Genomic DNA, 9,284 nt, shown 5'->3' with positions numbered 1-9,284 from the left:
AGATCATGGTTCGCCGCAACTGTGTCGATGAACAGGTCGAAGCTTAAGGCATGCTTGGCCATCGCTTCGGCGTCCTTGGAGATAACGACCTCGTCGGCGCCGAGGCGCTTGCCGTCCGCAACCTTGGAGGGCGAAGTGGTGAACAGCACGGTGTAAGCGCCCATCGCATGGGCCAGCTTCACGCCCATATGGCCAAGACCGCCGAGACCAATGATGCCGACTTTTTTGCCGGGACCAGCCTTCCAATGGCGCAATGGCGAATAGGTGGTAATGCCGGCGCAGAGCAGCGGCGCGGTGGCCGCCAGATCCATGCCCTCGGGGATACGCAGCACGAAACTCTGGTCGACGACGATGTTGTCGGAGTAGCCGCCGAATGTCCGGCCGCCAATGACCTTTTCCGGCGCATTGTAGGTATCGGTAAAACCATTTTCGCAATATTGCTCCAGCCCGTCATTGCAGGCGGCGCAGGTGCGGCAGGAATCGACCATGCAGCCGACGCCGACCGTATCGCCCGGCTTGAAATTCTTCACGCCCGGCCCGACGCGGGTGACGCGCCCGACAATCTCATGCCCGGGAATCACCGGGAACACACTATTGCGCCATTCATTGCGCGCCATGTGCAGGTCGGAATGGCACACGCCGCAGAACAGGATCTCGACCTGGACGTCGGTCTCGCCGACATCGCGGCGATTGAAGGCAAATTTTTCCAGCGGCGCGTCCGCGGATTGAGCGGCAAAGCCCGTGCAAGTCAGCATAACTCTCTCCAGATTGTCGTTAGAGGATGCGCCGGGTTCGGCGTGCGGCGATGCGACCGCACCGCGCCGAACCGGCGGCTAACACCGGTTGCGTGTCCGCATTGTTGAAGCTTCCGAACCCAACGATCAGCCACGCGGCCAGGTAATGACCGATCGGTCATTACCGACAAGGCGACAGGCAGTCAAATTAATTGCCATTTGGTCACACCTTATGGTTAAGCTGGTTCCGAGGACAGATGCGTCACGCGCAATGGTAGTTAAGGCCGCTCCCCCAATTTCCAAGATCTCGACGCCGCCTGCGCCGGCAGCCCCGGTGCGCAAGCGGCGGCGGCTGACGCCTGAGGCGCGCGAGCGCGAGATCGTGGAAGGAGCAATTCAGTTTTTCGCGGAGGTCGGTTTCGGCGGCGGGTTGCGCGACCTCGCCAAGCGGCTCGGCATCACGCACCAGAACCTGTTCCGCTATTTCCCCACCAAGGAAACGCTGATCGAACGGGTCTATCTCGAAGTCTATTTCAATCGCTGGCAGCCGGAATGGGAGACGCTGCTGCGCGACACGTCGCGCCCCCTGGCGGCACGGCTGATCGATTTCTACAATGCCTATCTGCCGGTCTTCTTCCGCTATGACTGGGTGCGAATCTTTTTATTCGCGGGCCTCAAAGGGGTCGATATTCCGCGACGCTATATGGGCATCATCCAGACCAAGCTGGTCGAGCCGCTGGCCCTGGAATTGCGCGGGATGGCGGGCCGCCGCTCCGACGCGCCGCCGTCGGCCCAGGAACTCGAGATCGCCTGGGGCTTGCATGGCGAGCTGTTTTATCTGGCCATCCGCCGCTGGGTGTATGGCCTGGCAGTGCCGGACGATGATCTCTCACCCCTGATCAAGACCAGCGTGACCCGCTTCCTCGACGGTGCGCCGGCCGCGCTTCTCAAACTCTGCCCTGCGCACAGCTGAGGCGTTGTCCACGCCATTGTTATCGTTTGTTTTTCCCCGGGTAATTGACCTGCCCTCGTGAAAGCCTACTTATGGTCTGTGATGGCGCCTCAAATTGAGAACGATTCTTAATTGGCGCCGGTGTCGCGAGGGGTTTCATGTTCGAGCAAGCGGTCCCGACGGAAAATCTGTTTCTCAGGGAAAATCTGTTTCTCCGGGATGTCGATACGCTGCGGCAGCGCACAATCCGGTTGCTGGCGGAAGGCCGCGCCGATACGGGCATCAACCCGCAGCGCTCGATTGCCCTGTTGCAGGCCGTGCTCACGGCGGAAATCGTCTGCGTGCTGCGCTACACGGCGATTTCCATCTCCCATGACGGGTTGAAGAACGAATGGATCGGCGCGGAATTCCAGGAACAGGCCAATGACGAACGCCGCCACATGGCGCTGGCGGCGACGCGCATCGTGCAATTGGGGGGCACCCCGGATTACAATCCGGAGCCCCTCGCGTCACGCCATACCGTCGCGCCGGACGGGCCGGGCGAATTCGCGCAGCGCATCCAGGAAAACCTGGCTGCGGAACAGGCCGTCGTGGAGCTGTACCGGGAGCTGATCGGCTATTTCGAGCCGCGCGACCCGGAAAGCGCGGCCATCTTGCACGAGATCATTCACGACGAGGAGGACCATGCCAGCGACATGGAAGACCTGCTCGTTTCCTATATTAACTGAAGAAAGCAAGCGGCCGCTTTTTGAAAAAAGCGGCGCAAAAACTTTTGTTTACGCTGGGCCCGTGGCTTTGAAGCGGCACGGGCCCAAAGTTAACAAAGTTTTTTTGCTACTTTTTGTTCACAAAAAGTAGTGCTTCCTTCTTCCCTTCCCTAGCGCGTCCCGAATACCGCGTTGCTGAACAGCTCCTTATGCTCGTGCGGGGCCGCGCGCCAATATTGCGGGGGCGCTGCGACCGAGGCACCGAGCGCGGCGGCGGCGTGCCAACCCCAGCGCGGGTCGAACAACATTCCGCGGGCGATGGCGACGAAATCGGCCTGGCCGGCGGCGATGATCTCTTCCGCCTGGCGCGGTTCGGTGATCAGTCCGGCCACCATGGTGGCCACGCCGGTAGCCGCCTTGATCGCCTGCGCAAACGGCACCTGATAATTCGGGCCAAGCTTGATTTGCTGCCGTGGCGAAATGCCGCCGGAGGAGACGCTCACCCAGTCCAGGCCGCGCTGCTTCAGCGCCGTGACGAAGGCGATCGACTGCTCGACGTCCCAGCCCTCCGGCAGCCAGTCCGACGCCGAGATGCGGATGCCGACCGGACGCTCCGCGGGAAAGGCGGCGCGCACCGCCTCGAACACTTCCAGGGGAAAGCGCATGCGGTTTTCCAGCGCGCCGCCATAGGCATCCTGGCGCTGGTTGGAGATCGGCGAGAGGAACTGGTGCAGCAGATAGCCGTGCGCGGCATGGACCTCGATACCGTCAATGCCCAGTCGCGCAGCGCGGCGCGCGGTGGCGGCGAAGGCCTCGCGGATCCGGGCCAGCCCCGCTTCGTCGAGAGCCACCGGCGCCGCCTCGCCTTCCTTCTGCGGCAGGGCCGAGGGGGCGAAATTGGCCCAGCCGCCTTCCGCCGGCGGGATCAACTGGCCGCCTTCCCAAGGCACATGGCTTGAAGCCTTCCGCCCGGCATGGCCGAGCTGCATGGCGATGGCGGTCTTCGAGACCTCACGTACCGCGCCGAGCGTGCGGGCCAGGGCGGCCTCGGTGGCGTCGTCCCACAGGCCGAGATCGCGCGGGGTGATACGGCCATCCGGCGTCACGGCGGTCGCCTCGATGGTCACCATGCCGGCGCCGGACAGCGCCAGGCTGCCGAGATGCACGCTGTGCCATGACGTGGCCCGGCCCTCTTCGGCTGAATATTGGCACATCGGCGCAACGACGATGCGGTTGGGCAATGTCAGGCTGCGGAGGGCTTTGGGTGAAAATAAGAGGGTCATGGGGCTTCCCGGATGTGAGGACAGGTCCGCTGCAATATAAGCGCGATTGGCGCCACCAGAAGAGAAAGGAAGTAGCCACTTTTTGAAAAAAGCGGCGCAAAAACTTTTGTTTACACTGGGCCGGTGGCGCTCGAGCGGCACGGGCTCAGTTTAAAAAAGTTTTTTGCTTCTTTTTTTCAAAAAAGAAGCCCTTCCTTTCTCCCCTGGACGGCGCTGGCAATCGGCGCGATGAACAGACCAAAATAACAGGAGTGCGTCCGTCCATGACGAACCATGAAGTTCGCGTCTATCCGTCCAAGGCCGCCCTGCCGCGCGAGGCGCAACTGGCCTGGAAGATCGCCGGCGTCGCCGCCGACAAGGTGCCGGTGGCCAGGGATGTCGCCGCGATGATCATCAACCGCATCATCGACAACGCCGCGGTCGCCATCGCTTCGGTCAATCGCCGCCCGGTGGTCTCCGCGCGGGGCATGGCGCTCGGGCATCCGCGCAAGCGCGGCGCCACGCTGTTCGGCGCACCGGCACGGGTCACGGTCAGCCCGGAGTGGGCGGCCTGGGCGAACGGCACGGCGGTGCGCGAGCTCGATTACCACGACACGTTTCTCGCCGCCGACTATGCGCACCCCGGCGACACGATTCCGCCGATCCTGGCGGTGGCGCAGAGCCTGGGCAAATCCGGCCGCGACCTCATTCGCGGCATCGCCACCGGTTACGAAATCCAAATCGACCTGGTGAAGGGGATCTGCCTGCATGAGCATAAGATCGACCATATCGCGCATCTCTGCCCCGCCCAGGCGGCGGGCATCGGCGCGCTGCTGAATTTGAAGCAGGAGGTGATCTACCAGGCGGTGCAGCAGGCGGTGCATGTAAGCTTCACCACGCGGCAGTCGCGCAAGGGGGAAATCTCTTCCTGGAAGGCATTTGCACCGGCCCACGCGGGCAAGCTGGCAATTGAGGCGGTGGACCGGGCGATGCGCGGTGAAGGCGCGCCCAGCCCGATCTATGAGGGCGAGGATTCCGTGATCGCCTGGCTGCTGGGCGGCAAGGACGCGGTGTATCAGGTGCCCCTACCCGCGCCCGGCGAGCCCAAGCGCGCCATTCTGGACAGCTACACCAAGGAGCATTCGGCGGAATACCAGAGCCAGGCCCTCATCGACCTCGCCTTTCGCATGCGCCGCGACATTGCGGATTTCGACGCGGTGGAACGGATCGTGATCCATACCTCGCACCACACGCATTACGTGATCGGCACCGGCGCCAACGACCCACAGAAGATGGACCCGAACGCCAGCCGCGAGACGCTCGACCATTCGATCATGTACATCTTCGCGGTCGCGTTGCAGGACGGCGTGTGGGACCACGAAACCTCCTACGCGCCAAAGCGCGCGCGGCGGGAGGATACCGTCCGGCTCTGGCACAAGATCGAAACCAGGGAAGATCCGGAATGGACCCGGCGCTATCATTCCGTGGACCCGGCCGAGAAGGCCTTTGGCGCGCGCGTGGAGATTTTCATGCGCGACGGCACGAAACGGGAAGACGAAATTTCCGTCGCCAACGCCCACCCGCTCGGCGCCAAGCCGTTCGAACGCGCCGATTATATCCGTAAATTCGAGACGCTGACGGACGGCCTCATCACGGTGCGGGAGAGCAACAGATTTTTAGAAGCCGTGCAGAATTTGCCGCGGCTGCCAGCGGGCGAGCTCGCGGCCCTGAACGTGGCAATGCCGGCCGGCTCGTTGGAGGAATCGAGGCCAGGAATTTTTTAGAGGGAAGAAAGGAAGGCTACTTTTTGTAAACAAAAAGTAGCAAAAAAACTTTGTTTACTTTGGGCCCGTGCGGTTTCACTGCCTCAAGCCCAGCATAACAAAAGTTTTTGCGGCGCTTTTTTCAAAAAGCGCCTGCTTTCTTCCTTACATACCTTCGGGGGGAGCAAACACATGAACGAAACGACGCCGCCAAAACCAAAAAAATCCGTCGCTTTGTCCGGCGTTGCGGCCGGCAATACGGCTTTGTGCACGGTGGGCCGCACGGGCAACGATTTGCATTATCGCGGCTACGATATTCTCGACGTGGCGGAGGCCTGCGAATTTGAGGAGATCGCGCATCTGCTGGTTCACGGTACCCTGCCGAACGAGGTGGAGCTGGCGGCTTATAAGCGGAAGCTGCAAGCGTCGCGCGGCTTGCCGGCCGCGGTGAAAACCGTGCTGGAAGCGCTGCCCGCGGCGACGCACCCGATGGATGTGATGCGCAGCTACGTGTCGGTGCTGGGGTGCGTGCTGCCGGAGGCGCATGATCATCCGGCCGAGGGCGCACGGGACATCGCCGACCGGCTGATGGCCTCGCTCGGCTCGGCATTGCTGTACTGGCACCATTTTTCCACCAACGGCAAACGGATCGAAGTCGAGACAGACGACGACACGATCGGCGGGCATTTCCTCCATTTGCTGCATGGGCGGAAGCCGCCGGAAAGCTGGGTGCGGGCGATGCATACCTCGCTCATTCTTTATGCCGAGCATGAGTTCAACGCTTCCACCTTCACCTGCCGGGTGATCGCCGGCACGGGTTCGGATTTTTACGCCGCCATCACCGGCGGCATTGGCGCGCTGCGCGGGCCGAAACATGGCGGCGCCAACGAGGCGGCATTCGACATCCAGAAACGCTTTACGACGCCGGAAGAGGCGGAGGCGGATATCGTGCGCCGGCTGGAAGCCAAGGAAGTGATCATCGGCTTCGGTCATCCGGTTTACACCGTGGCGGACCCACGCAACGAAGTGATCAAGCGCGTCGCCAAGCAGCTTTCCGACGAGGCGAAAGCGACGAAAATGTTCGACATCGCCGCGCGGATCGAAGCGGTGATGATGGCCAGGCGGAAGATGTTCGCAAATCTCGATTGGTTTTCGGCCGTGTCCTATCACATGATGGGCGTGCCGACGCCGATGTTCACGCCGCTCTTCGTGATCTCCCGCACCTCCGGCTGGGGGGCGCATATCATCGAACAGCGGATCGACGGCAAGATCATCCGCCCTGCGGCCAATTATGTCGGCCCGGAAAATCTGGAGTTTAAACCGATAACGGAGCGTTAAAGAAAGAAAGTAGCCGCTTTTTATAAAAAGCGGCGCAAAAATTTTTTTACTATGCTGGGCCTGAGGCTGTGTCAGCGCCAACGCCCATGACCCAGCATAATAAAGTTTTTTTGCTACTTTTTGTTCACAAAAAGTAGCGCTTACTTACTTCCTCTTACAAGGAGTTGCCCGATGCCCTACCTCCGCGCCTCCGACCTTCCTGTTGAACCCGCCGGCGCGCGCTTCCGCGCCTTGCTTGCGCGGCCGGGCATACTTGGCATTCCCGGCACTCATAATGGGCTGGCCGCGCAACAGGCGAAGGCCGCCGGGTTTGAGGCCTGCTATCTCTCGGGCGCGGCGATGACCGCCTCGATGGGCTTGCCGGATCTCGGCATCATCACGGTGGACGAGGTCTGCTTTTTCATCCGCCAGGTGGCGCGCGCTTCCAACCTGCCGGTGCTGGTGGATGGCGATACCGGCTATGGCGAAGCGCTGAACGTGATGCATATGGTCCGTAGCTTCGAGGATGCGGGGGCGGCCGCGGTGCATCTGGAAGACCAGATCCTGCCGAAAAAATGCGGGCATTTGAACGACAAGAAGCTTGCCGCTCCTCAGGACATGGCGGCGAAAGTGGCGGCGGCGGCGCATGCGCGGCGGCATCTCTACATCGTCGCCCGCACCGATGCCGCGGCCTCGGAAGGGATGGACGGCGCCCTGGCGCGGGCGAAATTATATGTTGAGGCCGGCGCCGATGCGATCTTTCCCGAGGCGATGATTTCGGCGGAGATGTTCCGCGAATTCGCCGCGCGGCTGCCGGGCGTACCGCTGCTCGCCAACATGACGGAATTCGGCCGCACGCCCTTCTTCACCAAGGATGAGTTTCAATCCTTCGGCTACAAGATGGTGATCTGGCCCGTGACCTCGCTGCGCGTGGCAGCCCTGGCGCAGGAAAAACTCTATGCCGCAATCGCCAAGGACGGCGGCGCGCAGAATTGCCTGGAGCAGATGCTGACCCGTAAAGCTCTGTACGCCACCATCGACTATGCCGGGTTCGAGGCATTTGACGCCACGATCGTGAAAACCGTCGTGCCGGAGGCGATGCCGCAAGGGTAAGGCAAGCAAGTAGCCGCTTTTTGAAAAAAGCGGCGCAAAAACTTTTTGTTATGCTGGGCCGGGGGCTGTGAAACCAGCACGGCCCAAAGTTAACAAAGTTTTTTTGCTACTTTTTGTTCACAAAAAAGTAGCCTTCCTTTTTTCAACGCGGCTTTTTGCCAGCAGCGTAACTTCCGCCTAGACAGCCCCCGGTTAGCAAACGGACCGGAGCGGGATTTTGGCGAAGACTGTGTTTGATGTGGTGGTCATCGGCGCTGGCGCGGCGGGGCTATTCTGCGCCGCCACCGCGGCGCGGCGCGGGCGGCGCGTGCTGGTGCTGGACCATGCCGCCGAGCCGGGCGCGAAAATCCTCATCTCCGGCGGCGGGCGCTGCAATTTTACCAATTTGTCGGTGAAGGCGGAAAATTTTCTCTCGGCCAACCCGCATTTCGCCAAATCGGCGCTGGCCAAATTCTCGTCTCAGGACTTCATCAAACTCGTCGAGGCGCATGGCATTCCCTATCACGAAAAGCGGCTCGGCCAGTTGTTCTGCGACGATTCCGCCCGCTCGATCCTGGGGCTGCTGCTGGGCCTGTGCCGCCAGAACAATGTGACGCTGCGCCTGTCGCAAAACATCACGGAAATCTCCCATGACAGTGGATTCACCGTAAAAACCGGCACCGATTTGGTCGAGGCGACTTCACTCGTTTTGGCCACAGGGGGCCTCTCCATCCCTAAGCTCGGCGCGACGGGGTTCACCTATGAAATCGCCCGGCAGTTCGGCCTGGCCATGACGCCCGTGAAGCCCGGCCTCGTGCCGCTGCGCTTCGAAGGCCCGCAATGGGGCTGGATGCAGGGTTTGAGTGGCGTGTCGTTCGAGTCCGCGGCGCGCTTTGGCAAGCGGGAATTCCGCGAGCACGCTTTGTTCACGCATCGCGGCCTGTCCGGCCCCGCGCTGCTGCAAATCTCCTCTTATTTGCCCGAATCACCCGAAGCCGGGGAACTGACGCTCAATATGCTGCCGGGAGCCGACGCCATTGCCTTGCTGCTGGAACGCAAGGCGGCGCGGCCGAAAGCGGAACTGAAAACCATCCTGGCGGAACTCTTTCCGGCGCGCCTGGCGCAGGCGTTGCTGCCGGAAGCTCAGCAAAAACAGATCATCGCCGAGACGCCGAACAAGCAGCTCAAGGAACTCGGGGAACGCCTCAACGCCCTGCGGCTGCGCCCCACCGGCACGGAAGGCTTCGCCAAGGCGGAGGTCACGGTCGGCGGCGTCGATACCGCCGGCCTCTCCTCGCAGACCATGGGCGCCACCAAAGTGCCCGGCCTGTTCGTCATCGGCGAAGCGGTCGACGTAACCGGCTGGCTCGGCGGCTATAATTTTCAGTGGGCATGGTCCAGCGGCTTCGCGGCAGGCGAAGTAGCGTAAGAAAGGAAGCGCTACTTTTTGTGAACAA

The 9,284-nt window shown here is 61.8% G+C and carries 8 protein-coding genes; 6 read left to right on the top strand and 2 right to left on the bottom strand.

The features are described from left to right. Positions 1–755: NAD(P)-dependent alcohol dehydrogenase (locus VNC39_RS03715; protein WP_325396298.1), on the bottom strand; the 755-nt coding region annotated here is incomplete at its 3' end. 250 nt (positions 756–1,005) lie between these two features. On the opposite strand from VNC39_RS03715, the gene VNC39_RS03710 reads away from it, so the two are divergent. Both VNC39_RS03710 and VNC39_RS03705 read left to right on the top strand, forming a co-directional pair. Further along, positions 1,006–1,707 carry a TetR/AcrR family transcriptional regulator gene (locus tag VNC39_RS03710; protein ID WP_325396296.1) on the top strand — a complete coding sequence of 234 codons (702 nt, stop codon included), beginning with the start codon at positions 1,006–1,008 and terminating at the stop codon, positions 1,705–1,707. A gap of 137 nt (positions 1,708–1,844) precedes the next feature. Next, positions 1,845–2,414 carry a ferritin-like domain-containing protein gene (locus tag VNC39_RS03705; protein WP_325396294.1) on the top strand — a complete coding sequence of 190 codons (570 nt, stop codon included), beginning with the start codon at positions 1,845–1,847 and terminating at the stop codon, positions 2,412–2,414. 149 nt (positions 2,415–2,563) lie between these two features. On the opposite strand, the gene VNC39_RS03700 is transcribed toward VNC39_RS03705, so the two are convergent. Next, positions 2,564–3,676: an NADH:flavin oxidoreductase/NADH oxidase gene (locus VNC39_RS03700; RefSeq protein WP_325396292.1), complete on the bottom strand. Its 1,113-nt coding sequence runs from the start codon at positions 3,674–3,676 to the stop codon at positions 2,564–2,566. Positions 3,677–3,939: 263 nt separating this feature from the next. Here VNC39_RS03700 and VNC39_RS03695 point away from each other — a divergent pair, with 263 nt between their 5' ends. The 4 genes from VNC39_RS03695 to VNC39_RS03680 all read left to right on the top strand — a co-directional run bounded on the left by VNC39_RS03695 (position 3,940) and on the right by VNC39_RS03680 (position 9,256). Further along, the gene (locus VNC39_RS03695) at positions 3,940–5,439 is read left to right on the top strand and encodes an MmgE/PrpD family protein (RefSeq protein WP_325396290.1); all 1,500 of its coding nucleotides are present in this window, start codon (positions 3,940–3,942) and stop codon (positions 5,437–5,439) included. A gap of 171 nt (positions 5,440–5,610) precedes the next feature. Further along, positions 5,611–6,756, top strand: a complete 1,146-nt coding sequence (gene prpC / locus VNC39_RS03690; protein WP_325396288.1) for a bifunctional 2-methylcitrate synthase/citrate synthase — start codon at positions 5,611–5,613, stop codon at positions 6,754–6,756. Positions 6,757–6,927: 171 nt separating this feature from the next. Beyond that, complete coding sequence (prpB, locus tag VNC39_RS03685) at positions 6,928–7,848, top strand: methylisocitrate lyase (protein WP_325396286.1); 921 nt, start codon at positions 6,928–6,930, stop codon at positions 7,846–7,848. Between the two features lie 217 nt (positions 7,849–8,065). Then, positions 8,066–9,256 (top strand): NAD(P)/FAD-dependent oxidoreductase, encoded by a 1,191-nt coding sequence (locus VNC39_RS03680; RefSeq protein ID WP_325396284.1) that lies wholly within the window; start codon positions 8,066–8,068, stop codon positions 9,254–9,256. The last annotated feature ends 28 nt before the right edge of the window (positions 9,257–9,284 follow it).

It is taken from the genome of Acidocella sp. (assembly GCF_035535915.1).
In the GTDB taxonomy this organism is placed as follows: domain Bacteria; phylum Pseudomonadota; class Alphaproteobacteria; order Acetobacterales; family Acetobacteraceae; genus Acidocella.
The sequence above is the reverse complement of the archived record's forward strand: the minus strand, read 5'-3'. Positions and strand labels throughout refer to the sequence as shown.

Excerpts from the sequence above, each read along its gene's own strand:
- VNC39_RS03710 (WP_325396296.1), top strand. The coding sequence starts at position 1,006 with ATGGTAGTTAAGGCCGCTCCCCCAATTTCCAAGATCTCGACGCCGCCT.
- VNC39_RS03705 (WP_325396294.1), top strand. The coding sequence starts at position 1,845 with ATGTTCGAGCAAGCGGTCCCGACGGAAAATCTGTTTCTCAGGGAAAAT.
- VNC39_RS03700 (WP_325396292.1), bottom strand. The coding sequence starts at position 3,676 with ATGACCCTCTTATTTTCACCCAAAGCCCTCCGCAGCCTGACATTGCCC.
- VNC39_RS03695 (WP_325396290.1), top strand. The coding sequence starts at position 3,940 with ATGACGAACCATGAAGTTCGCGTCTATCCGTCCAAGGCCGCCCTGCCG.
- prpC (WP_325396288.1), top strand. The coding sequence starts at position 5,611 with ATGAACGAAACGACGCCGCCAAAACCAAAAAAATCCGTCGCTTTGTCC.
- prpB (WP_325396286.1), top strand. The coding sequence starts at position 6,928 with ATGCCCTACCTCCGCGCCTCCGACCTTCCTGTTGAACCCGCCGGCGCG.